This window comes from Psychroflexus montanilacus, assembly GCF_020164535.1.
GTDB lineage: Bacteria > Bacteroidota > Bacteroidia > Flavobacteriales > Flavobacteriaceae > Psychroflexus > Psychroflexus montanilacus.
In genome coordinates this window covers 603,086-625,163 of record NZ_JAIQZC010000001.1, presented here as the reverse complement: position 1 = coordinate 625,163, position 22,078 = coordinate 603,086, and the positions used below count along the sequence as shown (strand labels likewise).

13 protein-coding genes are annotated in these 22,078 nt (G+C 34.8%); 8 read left to right on the top strand and 5 right to left on the bottom strand.

Annotated features, from left to right (window positions below; genetic code table 11):
* Positions 1-8: 8 nt before the first annotated feature.
* Both LB454_RS02890 and LB454_RS02885 read right to left on the bottom strand, forming a co-directional pair.
* Positions 9-1,250 carry an outer membrane beta-barrel protein gene (locus tag LB454_RS02890; RefSeq protein ID WP_224462947.1) on the bottom strand — a complete coding sequence of 414 codons (1,242 nt, stop codon included), beginning with the start codon at positions 1,248-1,250 and terminating at the stop codon, positions 9-11.
* A gap of 177 nt (positions 1,251-1,427) precedes the next feature.
* A complete protein-coding gene (locus LB454_RS02885; RefSeq protein ID WP_224462944.1) occupies positions 1,428-2,669 on the bottom strand; it encodes a hypothetical protein in 1,242 nt (413 codons plus the stop codon).
* A gap of 308 nt (positions 2,670-2,977) precedes the next feature.
* On the opposite strand from LB454_RS02885, the gene LB454_RS02880 reads away from it, so the two are divergent.
* Positions 2,978-3,622, top strand: a complete 645-nt coding sequence (locus LB454_RS02880; protein WP_224462942.1) for a porin family protein — start codon at positions 2,978-2,980, stop codon at positions 3,620-3,622.
* A 150-nt stretch (positions 3,623-3,772) separates the two neighbouring features.
* Here the strand turns inward: LB454_RS02880 and LB454_RS02875 are convergent, their stop codons facing one another.
* On the bottom strand, positions 3,773-5,977 hold the full coding sequence (locus LB454_RS02875) for a DUF5916 domain-containing protein (RefSeq protein ID WP_224462940.1): 2,205 nt from the start codon (positions 5,975-5,977) through the stop codon (positions 3,773-3,775).
* Between the two features lie 398 nt (positions 5,978-6,375).
* Here LB454_RS02875 and LB454_RS02870 point away from each other — a divergent pair, with 398 nt between their 5' ends.
* Positions 6,376-7,491 (top strand): SDR family oxidoreductase, encoded by a 1,116-nt coding sequence (locus LB454_RS02870; protein ID WP_224462938.1) that lies wholly within the window; start codon positions 6,376-6,378, stop codon positions 7,489-7,491.
* Between the two features lie 21 nt (positions 7,492-7,512).
* Here LB454_RS02870 and LB454_RS02865 read toward each other — a convergent pair whose 3' ends face one another.
* Together LB454_RS02865 and LB454_RS02860 are read right to left on the bottom strand one after the other, a co-directional pair.
* Entirely contained in the window at positions 7,513-8,859 is a 1,347-nt protein-coding gene (locus tag LB454_RS02865) for a sensor histidine kinase (protein ID WP_224462935.1), read from the bottom strand.
* Positions 8,849-10,192 carry a sigma-54-dependent transcriptional regulator gene (locus LB454_RS02860; protein ID WP_224462933.1) on the bottom strand — a complete coding sequence of 448 codons (1,344 nt, stop codon included), beginning with the start codon at positions 10,190-10,192 and terminating at the stop codon, positions 8,849-8,851. Before LB454_RS02860 ends, LB454_RS02865 begins: the two co-directional genes overlap by 11 nt.
* A gap of 205 nt (positions 10,193-10,397) precedes the next feature.
* Between LB454_RS02860 and LB454_RS02855 the strand changes: the two genes are divergently transcribed.
* From LB454_RS02855 to LB454_RS02830, 6 genes are read left to right on the top strand one after another with little or no spacing between them, the layout of a single operon-like run.
* Positions 10,398-11,648: an efflux RND transporter periplasmic adaptor subunit gene (locus LB454_RS02855; protein ID WP_224462930.1), complete on the top strand. Its 1,251-nt coding sequence runs from the start codon at positions 10,398-10,400 to the stop codon at positions 11,646-11,648.
* Positions 11,649-11,677: 29 nt separating this feature from the next.
* Complete coding sequence (locus LB454_RS02850) at positions 11,678-12,355, top strand: ABC transporter ATP-binding protein (protein ID WP_224462928.1); 678 nt, start codon at positions 11,678-11,680, stop codon at positions 12,353-12,355.
* Between the two features lie 29 nt (positions 12,356-12,384).
* A complete protein-coding gene (locus tag LB454_RS02845; protein WP_224462926.1) occupies positions 12,385-14,745 on the top strand; it encodes an ABC transporter permease in 2,361 nt (786 codons plus the stop codon).
* Positions 14,746-14,778: 33 nt separating this feature from the next.
* Entirely contained in the window at positions 14,779-17,163 is a 2,385-nt protein-coding gene (locus LB454_RS02840; RefSeq protein ID WP_224462924.1) for an ABC transporter permease, read from the top strand.
* A gap of 46 nt (positions 17,164-17,209) precedes the next feature.
* Entirely contained in the window at positions 17,210-19,618 is a 2,409-nt protein-coding gene (locus LB454_RS02835) for an ABC transporter permease (RefSeq protein ID WP_224462923.1), read from the top strand.
* Positions 19,619-19,642: 24 nt separating this feature from the next.
* Positions 19,643-22,075, top strand: coding sequence for an ABC transporter permease (locus LB454_RS02830; RefSeq protein WP_224462922.1), 2,433 nt, complete (start codon positions 19,643-19,645; stop codon positions 22,073-22,075).
* Positions 22,076-22,078: the final 3 nt, after the last annotated feature.

Sequence of the window (22,078 nt, the reverse complement as noted above, 5' to 3'; positions counted from 1 at the left end):
AAACACAGTTACAAAACTCTAAATCCTACAACAATGGCTGTGTTGGAATAGTTCACAAAATTTCCTAAGATTCCACGTCTTGAGTATACTCTTGCTTCAAGACTTAGTCTATCAAAAACTCGTGTCCCTACCCCAAAGAAAAGATTGGTCGGGATTTCTGTATTTTTAATTTCACTAAGTAATGAACCGTCTTTTCTTGTAAATGTTACGATATTATCTCTGCTAAAATCAAAAACAAAAGCAGCATTTAAGAAAAGTTGAACTTTCGAGGTTAAGAATATAGTATGCCTAACACCTATGGGTAATTCTATAGATTGATATGTTATCTCAGCATTGAGAGTCTCCCCAATTACATTAGGCTCAAACCTACTGGCAGAGTTAGTGTATGAATGAAAGGTAGGTTCTAAAAAAACACTCCATTTATTATTTTTAAAAGGCAGAAGAAGTTCAGCTTCAAATCCAAACCTAAAATCTGAACCGCTCCCAAAGTCTATATTTCTATCTCCATTAACTGTGTTTGTAACCTTTACATTATTAAAGTTTATACCTGTTTTTAGGATGAGATGTATGCTTTTTTTCTTTTCATTTATTTCCTGGTAACTCAAATTATGATCATTACAGTTATTATAGACAACGAAATAGTCCTTTAAATCTTTTGAAGAATATTGCAGCCTTTCAGCGTCTTTTATGGTCTGATTTTCACAATTCAAAGTATTATAAAGAGTTTGCTTATAAGCGTGATTTTCTGCAATTTTCAATTTTGATTTGTTATTATTTGGCGGACTATCGCTTACACTTACTTTATACTTCTTATAAATCAAGGGTTTTATTTCAGATTCCTCTTTCTGATAAAAAAATCTGGTAAGAGAATTTGTTGAGTAGACATATAAGCTGGCTTTACCAGTTACCAGTATCCTCAGGAAGACTAGTTCTTTTTTGAATTTTGGTTCTTTATTATAATCCAGTCGGTTTGTGACTTCGGTTGACGTGTCAATGTTTACAGTTGCACTTTTAAACTTAAGTTTATTATTTATTCCAAATTCATTAGTATTGTAAACACCTCTCATTAAAACTTCATTATCCTCAGTTAACTTGTATTGAAATTCACGGGGAGAATTTTTCCAGTCTTCATCTTTAATAAGGCATTCAGTTTTCTTTCCATTCGAGATGAAATAACCAGGTTTAAACGAAGTCTGTGCCTTGGTCAATAAAAACGAGAAGAGCAGCAGAGATAAAAGTCTAAATTTCATAATAGAAAACATCTTGTAGATTAGTTAAAAAAATTAACTTTTAAGCAATAATAGTAAAATAAATCATAAAGCTTTTGAATACTTGAATCTTAATATCAATTGCATTTAAAAAAGGAAAGGTAAAAGTTGATTTTATACTTACATTATTTAGGAAATAATTTATTGCCAATTTGTAGATTAAAATATTTTAAACCCTAAAACTGCAGATGCGTTTGAGTAGTATACAAAATTACCAAGTATACCTCTCCTTGTATAAATTCTTGTTTCTAAGCTCAAGCGATTAAATGCTAAAACTCCTGCGCCTAAGAAAAAGTTTACAGGAATATCTATATTTTTGATTTCTCCAGCAGCACTTCCGTCTCGTCTTGTAAAACTTACATTGTTACTTTTACTAAAATCCATAACTATGGCAGTATTAAAAAATAGACGAGTCTGCTTCGATAAATAAATATATCGTCTAACACCAAGAGGGACTTGGAGAGATTTATATTGAATCTCAGCATTTAAGGTTTCACCAACTTGAATACTACTAAAACGTGATGCTTCATTACTATAAGAGTGGTATGTGGGCTCTACAAAAACACTCCATGAATCGTTTTTGAATGGAAGAATGAATTCCGCTTCAACACCATATCTAAAATTGAAACTTTTGCCAAAATCAATATCCCTTCCACCATTGACAGTATTTGTTACCCTAACATCATTGCGATCTAGAGCGCCTTTTAAATAAAAACTAAAAGATTTTCGCTTTTCTTTAGTTTCAAAATACTGTATTTGATTACCATTACAAGAATTAAAGGTTTTGAAATAAATTATAAGATCTTTAGCTTTATATTGAAGCTTTTCAACATCATCAATCTCTAGATCATCACAAAAGACATTATTAAATAACTCTTGTTTATAAGTATTATTTTCAGCCATTTTGACTTTTGTATACCCATCGTTTGTAGCATTAGGCTTAGTCGTTACCCGGTATTTTTTATATACCAGGGGTTGAATCTTTTTGGTATTGACCTGATAAAAAAACCTAGTAAGCGAATTATCTGAATACTTGAAGAGTGTTGCATTTCCCTCAACCAGAATTCTTAGAAAAACTTTTTTCTTTTCAAATTCTGGCTCTTTATTATAATTGACTCTAAAATCAATGTCAGTGGATTGATCAATTTCAACTGTTTCCTTGATAAACTTATTTTTTTTATAAATACCAAAGCTTGAAGTATTATAGAGCTTCCTCACTTCAACTTTACTTGTATCCATCAATTTATATTCAAACTGAACAGGATTTATTCTCCAGTCTTCATCTTTAATAAGGCACTCAGTTTTCTTCCCATTCGAGATGAAATAACCAGGTTTAAACGAAGTTTGTGCTTTTGTAAATAAAAACGAGAAAAGTAATAGTGATAAAAGTCTAAATTTCATAATAGAAGATATGTAAGATGTGATTAGTTAAAAAAATTAACCTTCAAACAATAATAGTAAAATAAATCATAAAGCTTTTGAATACTTGAATCTTAATTAATTTTATTCTTACAAAAATCGATTGTAGCTATGAACAGATAAGTACAGGTTTCTCATTAACTTTTTATATGAATTTATAGTGACCAAAATTTGAATTGAGTTGTAGCTAGAGCAAGAGCAAGAGCAAGAGGTAAGAGTTTACATCCAAGAAAATTAAAAGCTTGGCATAGTAATTGGAAAATATCATTGAATTTAAAAACTAACAAATCATGAGAAAACTATTTACACTTCTGTTATTAACTTTTACAACTCTACTATCAGCTCAGGAGAACGAAGATCTTTTTAAAATTGAAAAAGGGACCTGGGTTGTTGAAGGTAGCTTTTCTTTATTTACAGAAAATATAGAGAGTACAAGTGAAAGTAATTCTACAAACGATAATGTCAATTTTAGTATATCGCCAAGAATTGGATATACTTTGTCGGATAATCTAGTTTTAGGATTGGGTCTAGGTTACAGCTATTTAAAATTCGAAACCTCAAGAGAAGGGAATTTAATCAATTCGGTTCGTGAGACCAATTCTATCAGTTTTACCCCTTACCTTAAAAAATTCTTCCCTCTGAGTGAAAATTTTGCTTTGAATCTACAAGCAGAGACAAGTTACACTAGAGGCAATAGTGAAACTACGAACAGCTCATTCCAAAATGAGTCTGATATAGATTCTTTTTTTATAGGTTTGAGGCCAGGAGTTAACTATAGCATTTCAGATAGCTTCCTGTTGCAGGCTAGTTTTGGTTCTCTGGGCTACACAAATTCAAGAACAGAGACAAATGATGTCAATGTGCAAAAGTCAAATGCTTTCAGGTTTAATCTTGGGACTTCCAGTTTATTCTTTGGAGTTTTGATTTTACTTTAATAAAAAAATAAAAAACGATAGAATCCAGTCACTCATCTGAAAAGGTGAGTGATTTTTTTATCATGGAGTTAAATGTAATTTTATCAATTTATATAGTGACTCAAAAGTCTAAAAAACTAATGAATGAATTTCAAATTTCAGAATTGAAGTTTAGATATTCAGCCAGTAAGTCAGCTTTAAATTGATAGACCTGAACCTTGGCTCCCAGGAATTGGCGAAGTAATTATCATTATAGACTATAAATAAGTCAGATAAGGGAGCAAATCGCCATTGAAGTCTGGAGTTGATTCCAAAATTATCCCTTTGGCTGGCGTATTGAAATACAGTCGACCAAAAGATAGATTTAGTAAATGTGAATCCGATTCGTGGAGCAATTATCCATAAGTCCCCAGTCTCGTAGGGCTCTGGCAATGAGATTCTATCGTAATTTACATTCAAACTTAATCTTGCTATAGGTTGTAGTCTCAAAACAGCTTCACCTCCTATAGAAAAGCGCTCACCGTTAAAAAAATCTCCGTAACTCACTGAGGTTCTATAAGAAAACATATCAGCATCATTGCTTCTGTAGTTGAGTCCTACTTCATTGAAGGTATACCCTTGATTGGCAGGAAGCTCTTCTGCGCCTTCTGTCCCTGTAGGATCAAAAGGGCGATCCAGAAAAATATAATTGTTGGTAGCATTCACCCCAAAACTTGTAAAATCTTTCATGCTTACGTCGTAACCTAGCCTATATTCATGATCTGTTTTTTGGTAATCGAGTTTAGGTCTCCATATCACAGTTGGATTAAATCTAATCCTATGGTTATTTACTTTTCCTTCTTTAGGCCAAAACTGTCTGGTTATATCAGAACTTGACCTAATAATGTCTTTCCTTAAAATAAACCCTAAATCGGACCGGAAGTCATCTTCTATAAAAGCAAGGTCTGAAGATACACTCCATTTTTTACTATTCCTGCCTAATAAAACTCCGGCAGAGTGGCCGTCTCTTTCTTCTGGCTGAAAGGACTTATGAGCATAAAATTTACCAAACCAGACATTATCGCTAGTTGCTAAATTATAATCTATTCCTACCACTCTGTTGTATTCGTCGTTTGGACTGATGAAATCATCAGAATCAAAAGTTTGCCGATTGATCATAAAGATTCCAATATTAGATCTGCTAAATAACTTTTGTTGCAAGGAAAACATCATGTTATTATTGGAAGCTACTTCTTGCTCAGAGCTTTTTGCTGTCTGTAAATTCAGAAAGCCAAGTCTTAAATCTTTACTGATTTTACCACTCAGTCGAACACCGCCAATGATATCGTTTTCTACTCTATTCCCAAATCGGTCTGTGGCAATACCAATGCGGCGAGAGAAAAACGGATTTGCAAGACCTGAATTACCAAAATTGCCAAACAAATCATTATTATCTATAAAGAACTGCCTGCGTTCAGGGAGATTGACTTCAAAGCGCGTTAGGTTGGTAAAGATATCATCCACTTCTACATTGGAAAAGTCAGGGTTTAAGGTGATATCAAGATTCATGCTGTTACCCAGGGAGACTTTAGCATCGGCGCCAAAGGTGATGTTTGAATTTGAGGTATTGTTTTCCTGATCATTTTCAGAAATACCATTAATAAAAGGAATAAAAGCAAACGGGGTTCTGGACCGACCTAAAGGTTTTTCGAAATACATATCACCCATAAAAGCAAGGTTAATAATGCTTTGGTTTTGGGGTACATCGAACCAAACACTGCGTTCATCGGCTTGCATGTCGTACCTATAACTTTGAAAACGCCACTTGGTTTCTCCCTCTCTAAACTTGAAGGAAGTAAGCGGTATGGCCATTTCTGCAGTGTAGTAACCGTCATAAATCTTGCTTTCTCCAATCCATTTCACATCCCAGGATGTCGTAAACGCTCCAGAACTTTGACCTCCTCCAGAGATAAAGACTTCTCGTCTCACTCCGTAAGGATTTATACCAAATAGGAATGCATTATTTCCATCATTAAACGTATCAAACAGCACACTTATATTGTCTGCACCTCCAGATCTCCAGTCGCGTTCCAGTGAAGCAACAGTGTAGTCGTTGCCAGGCGTATAAACTTTTATGCCTACATAAAGTATTTCATCAGATACTAATATTTTGATGTCGGTTTGAAATTTAGCTAAAATACCGTCATCAGGGAAATACTCCTGAAATGGACCTACGCTTTCTGCATATTCCCAAGCTTCTTCCTCTAAAACACCATCAATTACAAATTCCTCTTGGGTGTATTTTACGGTGAAGCTTTTATCTAAATCTTGAGAAAAAGAGTTGAAGTATGTAAAACAAAACACCATTAAAATAGCAGAGAGGTAGGGATGATACATTGACTTTTTAGTTATCTAACTTAATATTTTTTTATTTCAAGTAATAAGACTTTGCTCTCTTTAAGAAGTAAAATCTGTAAACTAAAAAACCCACTTCTATAAAAATAAAAGTGGGTTATTATCGTGGAGTCGGGGAGAACGACCAAAATTTCGATTATCCAGTGTTTACAGGCTATAAGAAAGGCTTAAAATTATTGGTAACCGAATTGGTCTCGCTTTAACATTTATTAACGTTTAATTCAAATTAAATAGATGATTTTGAATCATTTTTATAACTCAATTATGCTTTATAAATCATTAATGAGAATTTTCTATTTGAGTTTAAATTTTGTATTTATAAAATCTTAGAGAATGGTAAATATAAACTTAACTACATTTGGATTATAAAATAAATTTTAATGAATTGTTTGCTTACAGGAAGTACAGGAATTTTGGGAAGTCATATTCTTTTTGAATGGATACAAAAAGCATTAGTTGAAGGCTCTGTAGATCATCTATATGTTGTCATTAGAAGCGACCATAGAACGGCTTACCAGCGTTTACTGGCCGTATTGCAAGATGAGTCAAGACCAGAATTTTTGAATGAATTTAGCCTGGAAGCTTGTCTAACTAAGATAACAGTCATCGATTCAGATTTAATTTCATTACAAGCTAGCAACTTACAGAAGTTCCAATTTGATACCGTGATACACTCTGCTGCTTCCACAAGTTTGGCGCAAACCACCACATCCAAAGACAAAGTTCAAAAACAAAACCTTAGTGTTACCAAATACCTTTTGAAACAATTACCAGCTTGTGTTAAGCGGTTCATCTACATTAGTACGGCCTATTCTTATGGTATACAGCAAGACAAGGTAAAAGAAAACATCGCCGACTATCCAGTCACAAACTTCAGAAACGCCTACGAAAAATCTAAATTTGAAAGTGAATCCTTCGTTAAGCAATTTTGTCTAAAACACAACCTCAAGGTGCAGATTCTCAGACCAAGTATCATCTGTGGCCGATTGATTGATAAGCCTTTTTATGAAACACCAAAATTTGACGTTTTTTATTCCTGGGCTATATTTTTGAATAAATATGCCAAGGACTCTAAAGCTAATTTCAGAATCTGGATCGACAAAGACAGTGGTCTCAATATTGTGCCAGTTGATTTTGTATCCAAGGCAGTTCTGCATGCCTACCTCACTCCTTCTATTGAAGAGCTCAATATTGTCAATCCTAAGCCTATTTTGCATAAAAATTACATAGGTCACGTTTTGAATTATTTCAATATCCGCTCGTTTGAGTTATCAACTCACATGCCCATAAATTTGAATCCGCTGGAATCCCTGTACTACAAAAGTCTGGGTTCTGTATTTGAAAAATACGTTTCAATTCCAGACTTGAAATTCAACTCGGATTCTATTTTGAAATTCATCAACCAACTTCAGCTGGACAGCACTCTGGGAGTTCATGAAAACTTTATCAATTTGATCGATTTTTCAGTCGAAAAAAAATTCAGAAGAAGTTATTAGATTACCACACTGTAAAATGCGTCAGTCCTTAAAAATAAGTTGGACAGAAGTTCCTTTTTCTTGAAGGCTTTGGATTTGAATTCTACCTCCGTGAAGCGTCATGATTTGCTTGGAAAGACTCAGGCCAATTCCACTTCCGTGTTTTTTGGTAGTAAAAAACGGAATAAAGACACGGTCTTTTATTTCTTCTGGAATCCCAGGGCCGTTGTCTATTACGGATATGAGTACCTGGCTATTAAATTTTTTCTCAGCAATAACTTTTACTTTTGGAGAGGTGGTTTGTTGGCAAGCTTCAAAAGCATTGAGTACCAAATTGATTAAAATTTGTTCAAGTAAATAAGCGTCGGCTTCTACTTTAAAATTATCATTGCCCAATTCAAAATCTAATTCCAAATGCACTGCTTTGCTGGGTTTCAAAAGAATTTCCAAATTTTTGAATAAATTGCCCAGATGAACCTGTTCTTTATCAATATCAGTCACTTTACTAAGACTTCGGTAAGTTTTAGCAAACTTTAAAAGGCCTTCACTTCTTTTTTCAATACTTGATAAGCCTGTGTATAAATCGTCAATATCTAAGTTAAGAGGATTTCTATGTTCAGCATAAGTTTCTATTTGTGATTTTAAGGTACCAGCCAAAGAGGTGATGGGAGCAATAGAATTCATAATTTCATGAGTCATCACGCTCAATAATTTCTTCCAGGCTTCAGATTCTGTTTTGTTCAGAGTGTCTTCGATATTATGAAGAACGATCAATTTAAAGGACTCGTCTCCAACTTGAAAGAGTGCGTTTGACACTAATGCTTTAATGCTTTCTTTTTTAACTGGTATTTCCAGAGTCTTGGCTTTCGAATAATAGTTATTAAATAAAAGGTCAAATAGTTTAGAATTACGCTTTTCTACAAAGCTGATGGTTTTGAAATAAGGAAAATCTAGTGAATTTAAAATGGATTCATTCGCCCATAGCACTTTGCCGTTTTTAGTGTTATAAGCAAGGATACCGATGTCTATCAATTCTAGTATTTTTTGGAGATAAAGGTATTGGGTTTCCTTTTCAGTATTGATTTTTCTGATCACAGAATTCACAGTATTGAAGCCCTCATAGAGAGACTGAATGTCTTTAGATTTGTTTTTCTCAAGATAATGTCTTGAAAAATCCCTGTATTTGACGGATTCGAAGAAATCTTCAAGGATTAGAAATCTTTTGCTTAAAAATCTAAAGAACTCATAGGTTAAAAAAAGGAGTATCAAAAAAGCTCCAGCGGCTATATAATAGGAGTCTTTCAAAAAATAATAAGTTGAAAACCCTATTGAAATGATCAACAGTAAAATCCGAATAAAAACTCCCGTATGATAACTTTTAAAGGTCATATTTCTCTAATCTTCTGTACAATGCTGCACGCGTTATCCCTAATTCTTTCGCAGACCTGGAGATGTTTCCTTTATTCTTGTCTATGACCTTTAAGATGGTATTTTTTTCAACCGTTTCCAGTCGAGTGTCTTCCAGGTTTGTCTTTTCTAGTTTTGTTTCTAAAGAAGAGAAAGAAAGGTCTTTTGCAGTAAGTAGCTTGCCTTCAGCCATGATCACTGCGCGTTCAATGACAAATTGAAGTTCTCTTACATTACCAGGAAATGGATGACTTTTTAGTTTTCCAATAAATTCAGGGTCTAGCTTAAACGGCCCTTTCGTATATTTTTCTGAATAAATTTCCAGAAAGTGCTTAGCGAGTAAAGTAATATCGGTTGGCCTGTCTCTAAGTGGAGGCATGACCAAGTCCACCGTATTGATTCTATAAATTAAATCTTTCCTGAATTTAGCTTCATTCGATAATTCTGAAATCTCCAAATTTGTAGCGCAAATCAATCTGATATCTACAGGAATAACTTCGTTTGAGCCTAAAGGGGTGATGTGTCTGTTTTGAAGTACAGTCAGTAATCTTGCTTGTTGAGCTAAACTAATGTTACCGATTTCATCTAAAAATAAAGTTCCGCCTTGAGCGGCTTCAAAACGTCCTTTTCGGTTTTCTCTTGCATCTGTAAAAGCTCCTTTTTTATACCCAAATAATTCACTTTCAAATAGAGAAGAGGTCAAAGCTCCCACGTCCACTTTGACAAAAGGCTTATTCTTTCGATTAGAATTTTCATGAATGGCTTTTGCAGCCAGGTCTTTTCCAGTTCCATTTTCACCAAGTATAAGAATGTTCGCATCTGTTGGTGCTACCTTATGGATTTTATGGAAAACTTCTTTTATATCGTCACTCTCTCCAATGAGTTTTGAGCCATCAACTGAGGCTTTTATCTCTTTTCCTTTGCTTTTTCGATTGAGAATCAGATCCTTTACGGAGTCTATTACCTTTTGATTTTGCCAAGGCTTAACGATAAAGTCTGAAGCTCCTTCTTTAAGAGACCGTATTGCTAGATTAATATCTCCGTAGGCTGTGATCAAGATAACATCAGTAGTAGGGGTGATGTCCTTTATTTTTTTAAGCCAGAAAATACCTTCATTTCCTGTATTGATGAGCCCATTAAAATTCATGTCCAAAATCACTAGATCAAAGTCATTTCTGGATAGTAAGGAAACCAAATTGCTCGGTTGTTTTTCAACAACAATCTCAGCAACAACTGGTTTTAGCAACAAGCGTAATGCCGTGAGTACATCTTGGTCGTCATCAATAATTAAAATGTTGGCCTGTTTAAGTTGCATAGTCACAATATTACAATTAATTCAAACTTCTTCAGAATTATATAGGTATAAAAACGGGTGTTCCTGAAACTGTATCGGAGGCGGACATAAAGTGTTCATTTTCGAACACCTTATTTTTGAACAATTTATTTAATATACTGGAATACAGTGTTTTAAAATTGTGGCACTGAATTATCTATTAGATCTAAAAAAAAGATTAAACCTTATGGATATACCATTAAAAAAGAAACGATTTACTCTCAAGAAAATAGCAATGGCTGTAGGTGTGGTTTTGTTGACTTCTCTTGTACTTTTTGTGATTTATTCCTCAAGTGGCAATTCAAAATTGAACGTTGAAACCGAACGCATCAGCATCAATGAGGTAAAGCGAGGAGGTTTTCAGGAAAATATTCCTGTCAATGGAGCAGTTCTTCCCATTAAAACTATTTATCTGGATGCTATAGAAGGTGGTCGAGTAGAAGAAAAGTTTGTGGAAGATGGAGCCATGATGAAAGAAGGTGAGCCTATCTTGAGGTTATCCAATACTGATCTTGAATTAAGTCTCGTGAATCAAGAAACTTCGGTTTTTGAATTACTCACGCAAATGCAAATCTCTCAAACTGCAGCCCGCCAAAATACCATCAATAGATTAAATCAATTAACCGATGTGGAGAACAGCCTTATTGAAGCTAAACGCGTTTATAATTTAAACAAACGCTTATTGGATAAAGGAGCAATTGGAAGACAGGAATTTATAGAATCTGAAAACAATTTCAACTATCAAAAAAATCGAATGAAGCTGGCGCAAGAAGTGATGCAACAGGATTCTATTGCTACAAAGCAAGAAGCAGCTCAAAGCAAAACTTCTTATCAGCGCACTCAAAAAGCTTTAGAACTCATGCAAAAAAAAGTAGAAGATCTAGTAGTAAGAGCTCCAATTGATGGACAGCTAACGTCTCTGGATGTAGAAATAGGAGAATCCAAAACGAAAGGAGAGCGTTTAGGACAACTAGATGTACTTACTGGATTCAAAATAAGAGCTGAAATTGATGAACATTATATTTCTAGAGTTGTTGCTGGACAAGAGGGAACATTTAAGTATAGAAATAAAGAATTTGGCTTAGAAATCAAGAAAGTATACACCCAAGTCACCAACGGAAGATTTCTGGTAGATATGGAGTTTGGGAGTGATGTCCCAGAAAATTTAAGACGAGGCCAAACTTTTCAAATCAGGTTAGCACTGAGTCAAGAGAAGGAAGCTATTTTAATTCCGAAAGGAGGATTCTTCCAACAGACGGGTGGCAATTGGATTTTTAAAATTGCCGAAGATGGAGAGACAGCTTATAAAACACCAATACAGCTTGGAAGTCAAAATTCAGAATATTATGAAGTTCTAGAGGGTATACTACCTGGAGACAAGGTTATTACCTCGAGTTATTCGAATTTTGGAGACGTTCAGGAACTTGTATTAAATTAAAACTCAATAAAAAGACAAAACTGATTAAAATGATAAAAATCACCAACCTAGAAAAATATTACGAAACCGAAGAGGTACAAACCATAGCGCTCAACAAACTTTCATTTGAAGTCAAAGAAGGCGAGTTTGCAGCCATTATGGGACCTTCTGGCTGTGGAAAATCCACCTTATTAAACATCCTCGGCCTCTTAGACGATCCAGATGGAGGTAGTTATTTATTCAACGGGATAGAAGTTGCTGGCTACAATGAAAGCAAACGTGCACAGTTAAGAAAACACAACATTGGCTTTGTGTTTCAGAGTTTTAACCTCATTGATGAACTGACGGTTTTTGAAAACGTAGAACTACCTCTCATCTACACAGGCGTAAAACCTGCTGAACGAAAAGAGCGAGTCCATGAAGTCCTGGAGAAGATGCAAATCATGCACCGTAGAAAACACTTTCCGCAGCAATTATCTGGGGGTCAACAACAGCGTGTCGCCGTAGCTAGAGCAGTTGTAAATAAACCCAAACTTATTCTGGCAGATGAACCCACAGGAAATCTGGATAGTACCAATGGAAATGAAGTCATGGACTTGCTTACAGAACTCAATGAAGCGGGAACTACGATCATCATGGTTACACATAGCGAACATGACGCCAAGTTTAGCCACAGAATCATTAGGATGCTCGATGGACAAAAGGTCACCGAAAACATATTAGTATAAACGAGTCATTCACTTTTCACTAAGAAATCATGATCAAGAATTATTTTAAAATAGCCTGGAGGAATGTACTCCGAAACAAAGGATACAGCTTACTAAACATATTTGGTCTGGCTATAGGAATAACTTGTGCGAGTCTTATTCTACTATGGGTGGAAGACGAAACGAGTTATGACGAGAGTATTAAAGATAAAAATTTGGTTTTTAAGATTCCAACCAATCAGAAATATGATGGTGAATGGAGGACTTTTTTCATGGCTACACCTGGTCCTTTAGCAGGAGTGTTAAAGGAAGAAATTCCTGAAATCTTAAAAACTACTCGATTGAGGGATCAAGACTTCCTTTTCAGTGTAAACGATAAAAATGTCAAAAGTTTTGGCGCTTATGCCGATCAAGATATCATTGATATTTTCAATCTTGACTTTATCGAAGGCAACGCAAAAGAAGCTTTTAATAGTAAGCATGGTATTGTCATAACACAAAAAGTCGCTTCCATACTTTTTGAAAAAAACAAAAAGGTTATTGGTGAAACGATTGAAGTTGATAGAAAACATAGTTTTAAAGTAACAGGAGTTATAAAGGATTTACCTGATAATTCTACTCATCATTTCTCATGGTTAGTTCCCTTCGAAAATTTCACAGATGGTAAGGAATGGTCAAAAGACTACGGATCAAATTTTACTGACACCTTCGTCAAAATAGCCTCGGGAGTAAATGTGGATGAGGTAGATGAAAAAGTTCGAGCTATTCTTCCTGCTAAGACTGGAGATGAAGAGACTAAAGCGATATTATTTTCTGCAAATGATTGGCATTTACGCGACAATTTTAAAGATGGAAAAATAATCGGGGGTAGAATTGAATATGTTCAATTATTCAGTTTAATAGCACTAATTATTTTAGCTATTGCTTGTGTTAATTTCATGAATTTGGCAACTGCCAGAAGTCAAAAGCGTGCAACAGAAGTGGGCATGCGTAAAGCTTTAGGCTCTGGAAGAAAACAATTAATTTTTCAATTTATAACAGAGTCCCTACTGACTGCAGGATTAGCATCTATTATTAGTGTTATTGGTCTATTACTTCTTCTTCCTGAGTTTAATCTTTTAGTCGATAAAAATTTAAGCTTGGATTATACGTCTCCGTTGCATGTATTCTCACTATTAGCTATTACCTTAATTTCTGGACTTTTGGCAGGCTTGTACCCAGCATTTTATCTTTCAGGATTCAAGCCTATTGATGTTCTAAAAGGGAATCCTAAAAACTCTTGGAATGCCTCTTTGATAAGAAAATGCTTAGTTGTGGGTCAATTTGCAACTTCTATAGTATTGATAATAGGCACTATTATAGTTTATCAACAAGTAGATCATATTAAGAACCGTAATCTTGGATTAGATAAAGACAATTTGATAGAAATACCTGCTGCAGGAGGAGAAATTATTAAAAATTTTAAACTGATAGAGCAAGAGTTAACTTCAACTGGACTTGTTCAGAGTACTGGACTCATGAATTCTCATATATTATCTGAGGGTAATAATACATCAAGTATTCGCTGGGCAGGAAAACCAGAAAACTCAGATATTTTGATTTCATTCAGAACTGTCACTCCTAACTTTTTTGATGCTGCTGGAATGTCAATTAAGGAAGGCAGAGGATTTGGTAAATCTAAAGCTATTGATAGCAGTAGTGTTTTGATTACTGAAACCTTTGCAAAACTTATTAATACCGATGATGTATTGGGGAGTAAGATTTACTGGGGTGATGATGAATTAATTGTTACTGGAGTGGTTGAAGATTATTTGTATGGAGATATGTATGGCAATAGCGATCCAGTTGTATTTTTTCATGAAGATGAAGGTGCAGATTATATGTATATCAAGCCTACTGAAGGGGTGAAAACATCACTAGTTCTAGACAAAATTGAAGAAATATTCAATATTTACAATCCAGGCTTTCCATTCGAGTACAATTTTGTAGATGATAGCTTTAACTCTAAGTTCAAGAGTGAACAAATGATAGGAGATTTATCTAAAATCTTCGCCATCATAGCAATACTCATTTCTTGTATTGGACTTTTTGGACTCTCTGCCTACATGGCCGAACAACGAAAAAAAGAAATAGGAGTAAGAAAAGTCTTAGGATCTAGTGTATTGAAAATAGTCAAGTTGTTATCTAAAGATTTTCTGATTCTCATATTTGTAGCCCTTCTGTTTGCCATTCCTTTAGCTTGGTTCATTATGCATAATTGGCTTCAAGATTATGCTTACAGAATAAATATCTCCTGGTGGATTTTCGCCCTCGCTGGGTTCATGGTAATCTCCATAGCCATGCTTACCGTCAGTTTTCAAGCCATAAAAGCGGCTACAGCCAACCCTATTAAAAGTCTAAGAACCGAATAATTCACTTTTGATAACCATAAATAAATCAGCATTATGCTTAAAAATCATTTTAAAATATCAATTAGGAATCTTTGGAAAAATAAAACACTTTCCCTGCTAAACCTTATTGGTCTTAGTATTGGTATTTCAAGCGTATTAACTTTATTATTTTCTGTGTATGCTTATTACACTGCTGATGAATATATCCCTGAAAAAGATAAAATTGTTTACCTAAAGACCATTTTAAAAGATGGTAACAATTACCGAGAAGTTCCCTACCCTTTATTAGATCAATTGGTTGAAAATTCAACCGAGGTGGTTGCTGGGACACACATGCATGGTTGGGGTAATATTTGGTTAGAATTTGAAGGTAGAGATTTTCAAAAAGAAACTAGTTATGCTAATCCTGAATTTTTTGAGGTATTTGAGCTTCCTTTAAAATATGGTGACGCCAAAACAGCATTGAAAGAAAAGTATTCCGTAGTGCTTACCAACAAAGTCAGTCAACAAATTTTTGGTGATATAAACCCTGTTGGCAAGACCCTTATTGGTGCAGATACCTTGAATTTAAAAGTAACAGGAGTTATTGAACCCATTAGCCCATATTCCTCGTTCCGATTGGGAGTTTTATTGCCTAACACCATTCTTGAAGACAACCCAATTTTTAAAGCACAGACGAATTGGAGCAATAGTTTTTCGCCAATTTTTTTGAAGTTACGAGCTAATGCAGACATTACAAAACTTGAAAACCAAGTGGATCAATTGTTAAAAGCAAATTATGATGATATAGCAACAATTGCAGACATAAAGGTTATGTCTTTTGAAGCGATGAGAACAAATGCCATTCCTGTTGTTGATATCATTATCACGAGTTCTATAGCAGCTGCTTTTTTTATTTTATTTATCATTTTAGTCAATCTTCTCAATCTCAACACCTCAACCATGTTTAGTCGCACCAAGACCATTGCGGTGAGAAAAGTGTTAGGAAGTACTAAAAGAAGCCTTATTATCCAGTATTGTATAGAGAATGGTATCTTGGTTTTTACATCAATACTCCTATCGGGATTTTTATTTCTAAGCATAAATCTACCAAGATTAAATGATACATTTGGCCCCGAGTTTGGTCAAATTTCATTTGATTTTCTGGAGGATTACCCAGTAGTTATTGGTATTATATTGATAGGAATTTTGTCAACCTTATTGGTCTCTGTTTTTCCAAGTCTTCGGTTTGTGAAAATTCCTGTAACCATGGGAATTAAAGGGAAACTGCAACATATAAAGCATAATTTTATATGGCGAAATTCATTTATTATTCTACAATTTAGTATAGCGATTCTTTGCATAAGTATCGCTATAATTTTGAATACACAGATCGGGTATATGAAAAATGCCGACCTTGGTTTTCAACGTGAAAATATCTTGGTAGGTCATATAGATTTGGACTATAAAAATATAGATGTCGCTCAATCAAAATTTAATGCACTTTTGAATACCTTAGAATCTAGTCCTTATGTAAAAAGTGTTTCTACAAGTCAGTCTATACCTTCAGATTATTATTTTAATTATAGCACCTATAGTGATCCTGTTCAAAACACAGACGTTAGGATGCGACGTTCTTATGCGGATGATTCGTATCTAAAAACCTTGGAAGTTCCAATTATAAAAGGCCGTCATTTTGACAGAAATCTTGATAAGGCTGATGATCATCCAGCTATTATTAATGAAGCTGCGCTAAAAGCCTTTGGGTGGGAATCCATTGAGGGAAAAAGAATGAAATTTAAAGGTAATGAAGAATCAGGATATCCAATAGTTGGTGTTGTAAAAGACTTTCATTACCAAGACTTGCAAAATGCAGTAGAACCATTGGTTCACATTTTTAGAGACCGTAAAAGACTAGAAGCACATCGATTTTTAACAGTTCGTGTTCAAGAAGGGCATGAAGCTGCGATCGAGAATATATTAACCTCAACATTTAATAGCATAGATTCTCGAAAAACGTATGTACAATCGAGACTAGCAGATAAAGTTAGTGGGCAATATTTACTCATTGAGGGTATTCTTCAAACCGTTAGTATTACTGCTATTCTGGCAATTTTCATTTCTAGTTTAGGTCTTTTTGGTTTAATTTCTTTTTCGGCAAAACGAAAAGTAAAAGAAATTGGAGTCAGAAAAGTTTTAGGTTCTAGTGTGTCCAATATTGTGATTCTTTTATCTAAAGATTACATCATATTAGTGGGCATTGCAACACTTATAGCCTTTCCTATAGCTTGGTACACCATGAATTTATGGTTAGATAGTTTTGCTTATAGTATTACCATTAAGTGGTGGATGTTTGGATTAGCTGCTTTTATAGCGTTGGCTATTACCTCATTAACATTAGGTCTGCGAGCCATTAGGTCTGCTATGGCAAATCCGGTAGATAGTTTAAAAGCAGAATAAACATTATTTCTACAACAAGTACTGAATAGAGCATAAAAAAATCATTATGATAAGGAACTATTTTAAAATCGCATTCAGAAATATTCTAAAGAATAAAGGAATATACAGCATAAATATTATAGGCTTAAGTTTTGGCTTGGCTACATGTTTACTTATTCTTCTTTTTATACTTGATGAGTCAAGCTACGATAAATTCAATCAAAAGGCTGATGATATTGTTCGGGTGGTTTTTAAGGCAAATGTTGGTGGTGAACAAATAAGTGAAGCTGTAGTCATGCCACCTGTTGCACAAACCTTAGAAAGTGAGTTTCCAGAGGTAATTGATGCTGTTCGACTTCGGAAAATGAACGACCCCAAATTCACTTATAATAATAAACATTTCCGTGATTTTGAGTTTGCTTATATAGATTCAGGATTTCTTGAAGTATTTGATTTTGATATTATAAAAGGGGATAGTGCCAATCCTCTAGAAAATCCAAATTCAATAATTATAAGTCAAGATCAAGCTAATCTCTATTTTGGAACTGAAGATCCAATAGGTAAAAACTTAAGCTTTGAAGAAGGGGATAAGCAATTTACAGTAACAGCCGTATTTCAAGAGATTTCTAAAAAATCCCATTTTGAATTTGATGTATTTGCCTCTATGAATGGGTATGAATATGCAAATAGTACCTCTTGGGTTAATTCTGACTTTCACACCTACTTACTATTGAAAGATGGTAGCAAGTATAAAGAGTTAGAAGCAAAATTACCAACAATAATCAATAAGTATATGGGCCCCCAAATCCGGGAAGCACTAGGGGTATCTTATTCTAAATTTAAAGATGAAAATGAAGTGGGTCTTTTTTTACAACCGTTAACAGCTATTCATCTGAATCCTGGATTTGTGAGCAGCGGTGACTTGAAACCTGGGATGGATGTCAAATATTTATACATCTTCGGGGCAGTAGCGTTATTTATGCTTCTAATTGCTTGTATAAATTTTATGAATTTAGCCACTGCTGCTGCTTCAAAAAGAGCAAAAGAAGTGGGAATTAGAAAAGCCCTTGGTTCCAAACAAAATCAGTTAATAAAACAGTTTTTAATTGAATCATTCATCGCAACTATTATTGCGGTAGTGTTAGCTGGATTATTAGTGTTTCTTTTTCTTCCAACCTTCAATCAACTTGCAGGTAAAGCATTTGAAATAAAAGATTTGCTTCAATTTTCGATTGTTATATTAACTTTAATCTTGATTTTTATCGTAACTGTACTGGCTGGTGGTTACCCAGCATTTTACCTTTCATCCATTCAACCTATTTTAGTTTTAAAAAGCAAGTTTACAACTTCTGGTAAAAGCAATTTAAGAAATGGGCTTGTAATCTTTCAATTTGTCATATCAGCGGGGCTTATTCTGGCTATAATTATCGTATACCAACAATTGGCGTTTATTCAGAATAAAGATCTTGGGTACAACAAAGATCACATTCTAGTAATTAGAGATGCCCAATTAATTGGTGAGCAACGCCAATCATTTATAAATCAAGTTTTAGAAGATCCAAAAGTAAAATCCATTACTAACTCATCTTTTTTACCCGCTGGTGAAACCGATGTGAGTATGTCTGGGGTCTTACTAGGAGATGAATATCAACGTAGGATGTTTATTTATAATGTAGATGAATATTACATTCCTACACTCAAACTTAAACTTTTAGAAGGAAGAAATTTTTCAAAAGAATTTGGCGCTGAACAGGATAAAGTAATTATTAATGAAACTGCATCAAAATCGCTAGGTTTTTATGAAGATCCTATAGGTAAAACGTTTACTCAAGATACAAATGAAGGTGGTCAATTACTCACGGTAATAGGGGTTGTCAAAGACTTCCATTTCAAGTCGCTTCATCGTAAAATTGAACCATTAATCCTAAAACATAATCCTTACGGTGGGGTGATAATAAGAACTAATACAGCAGATGTTTCTTCACTTCTTACGAGTATTGAAAGTAAATGGCAAAAAATTAATATTAAGCAGCCATTTAGTTACACTTTTTTAAATGAATCGTTTGACAACACTTATCTCAAGGAGAAAAAGATGAGAGATATACTCAGTGTTTTTACGGGGTTAACCATTTTGGTTGCTTGCATGGGTTTATTTGGTCTGGTGACTTTTGCAGCAGAAAGAAGAGTGAGAGAAATTGGAATAAGAAAGGTTTTAGGATCTAGTGTTCCAGAGATCATAGGTTTGCTTTCCAAAGATTTTATAAAGCTCATATTGGTATCATTTGTTATAGCATTTCCGCTTGGTTATTTCTTGATGGAACAATGGCTTCAAGATTTTGCATATAGAATAGAAATTAACTGGTGGGTGTTTTTATTTGCAGCATTCATCACCACACTCATTGCATTTGGAACCATTGTTTTAAAAAGCTTTAAAGCAGCTATAGCAAACCCTGTAAAAAGTTTAAGAACCGAATAATTAAACAGACTAAAACTCAAAACTATGATAAGGAACTATTTTAAAATGGGACTAAGAGGTTTAAAAAATCAGCCTTTTTTCACCCTCATCAATACCTTAGGTCTTGCTATAGGAATGGCAGGTGGTTTATTGATCGCACTTTATATTTATGAAGAACTCAATCATGATAAAATGTTTGCCGATTCTGACCGCATTCATAGAATTGATATGGAAATCAAATTTGGCGGTGCAGAGATTAAAGCTGCTGAAACTGCTCCGCCACTTGCAGGTGCTGTAAAACGGGACTTTGCAGAAGTTGAGCAAACAACTCGTTTTAGAATTCAGGGGAGTAATTTGTTCAGAGATGTTCAAAAAACCGATAACATCAAAGAGCTTCATACCACGTATGCTGACTCTACATTTTTTGAGATGTTCGGTTTGGAACTCATTCATGGGAATAAAAAGACTGCACTGGAAAAGCCAAATACCCTAGTCATGACAAGAACGGCTGCTGAAAATCATTTTGGTAGCGTGGATGTTGTAGGTGAAAATCTCTTGCTGAATAACAAAGAAACCTTTCAAGTCACTGGTGTTATAGAAGATTTGCCCGACAATTCTTTTCTTAAAGGTTACACGATATTCATGGCCATGGCCGGAAATGTAGCCTCTCGCGAAGATATCTGGGGTGGTAATAATTACTTTACATTCATCAAGCTATCACCAGAAACCAACATGGATAATTTCCAATTGCAACTGGACGGTTTATTAGAAAAATATGTGCTCCCCTGGGCAACTAGAACCTTTCCAGGGATGACTGCGGATTCTTTCTTGGCTTCGGGAAATTACATACGATATCACAGCATTCCACTAACGGACATTCATCTACATTCAGATAATAAGGTTGAAATGTCTCAGGTAGGAGATATGCAGAATGTTTACATCCTCTCATTCATCGGCCTTTTCTTGATTTTTCTGGCCAGCGTGAATTTTATGAATCTCTCGACAGCTCATTCGCTTAAAAGAGCCAAAGAGGTAGGAATACGCAAAACACTTGGTTCTAACCGGGGACAATTAATCATTCAATTTTTGACAGAGTCCGGGATTGTTGTTTTTGTATCTATGTTACTTGCTGTGCTTGTTTCTTACATAGCACTGCCATTTTTTAATGACTTGGCTGGTCGAGCTATTTCTATTCCTTTCGAAAACCCTATGTTTTATGTGTGGTTGATATTGATCACGATTATTCTTGGATTGATTTCGGGCAGTTATCCAGCATTTGTTATTTCAAAATTTGCTCCCATAGATACCTTAAAAGGCAATAGGTTTCAAAAAAGCAGCAAATGGAATATGCGTAGTTTTTTAGTTGTATTTCAGTTTGGTGTAGCCGTGTTCTTAATAGTAGGAACCTTAGTCGTTTCTCAACAGTTAAAATTTATACAGAATAAAGATCTAGGTTTTGATAAGGAACAGGTGCTTATTATCAACGATACCTATGCAGCAGGGGAACAAATCAATGCACTGCGACAGGAGGTATTGAGTTTAAGTGCGGTTCAAAACGCTACCGTGAGTAGCTTTATGCCAGTGTCCTCTTCACGTTCAAGCACTTCTTTTTTTCAGGAGGGGAAAATGGATCAACAATACGCTATACAGTCCCAAGTATGGAAAGTAGATGAGCATTATTTGAATACACTTGATTTAAAATTGATAAGCGGACGAAACTTCAATGGGCAGTTTGTCTCAGACTCAACATCAGTCATCATTAATGAATCTACACTTAAATTACTAGGTTTAAACGCAGAAGAGGCTTTGGGGGTTAGAATTACCCAGGAAGTTGAATTGGGCGAACCTTTATACTTTAAAATTTTAGGGGTGGTTCAAGATTTCCATTATGAATCGCTTAGAGACGACATAGGCGCATTAGCCCTGTTTATGGATAGTTCTACAGGTTACATGGCGATCAAATTGAAGACTGCAGACCTTACAGGTGTCCTTTCTAGTATAGAGAATATGTGGGCGTCAAAAGCACCAGGACAGCCTTTTGACTATCGTTTTATGGATGATGCTTTTGATAAATCTTACAAAGAAGAAAGTCGTCTTGGTAACATTTTTATGGTGTTTACTTGTCTCTCCATTTTTATTGCCTGTTTAGGTCTTTTTGCTCTGGCAACATATAACGCTCAGACAAGAATCAAAGAAATAGGAGTACGCAAAGTACTGGGCGCCAGTGTGAGCCAGATCACATTAAGATTGACCATCGACTTTTTAAAGCTGGTAGCTATTTCAACCCTTATCGCTCTTCCCTTAGGCTGGTATTTTATGAACATCTGGCTTCAAGACTTTTCATACCGTATTCAAATAGGCTGGAGTATCCTTGTGTTTGCTGCACTGCTGGTTATTTTTATTGCCATCGTAACCGTCAGTTTTCAAGCCATCAAAGCAGCTTTAGCCAATCCTGTTAAAAGTTTAAGAACTGAGTAAAAG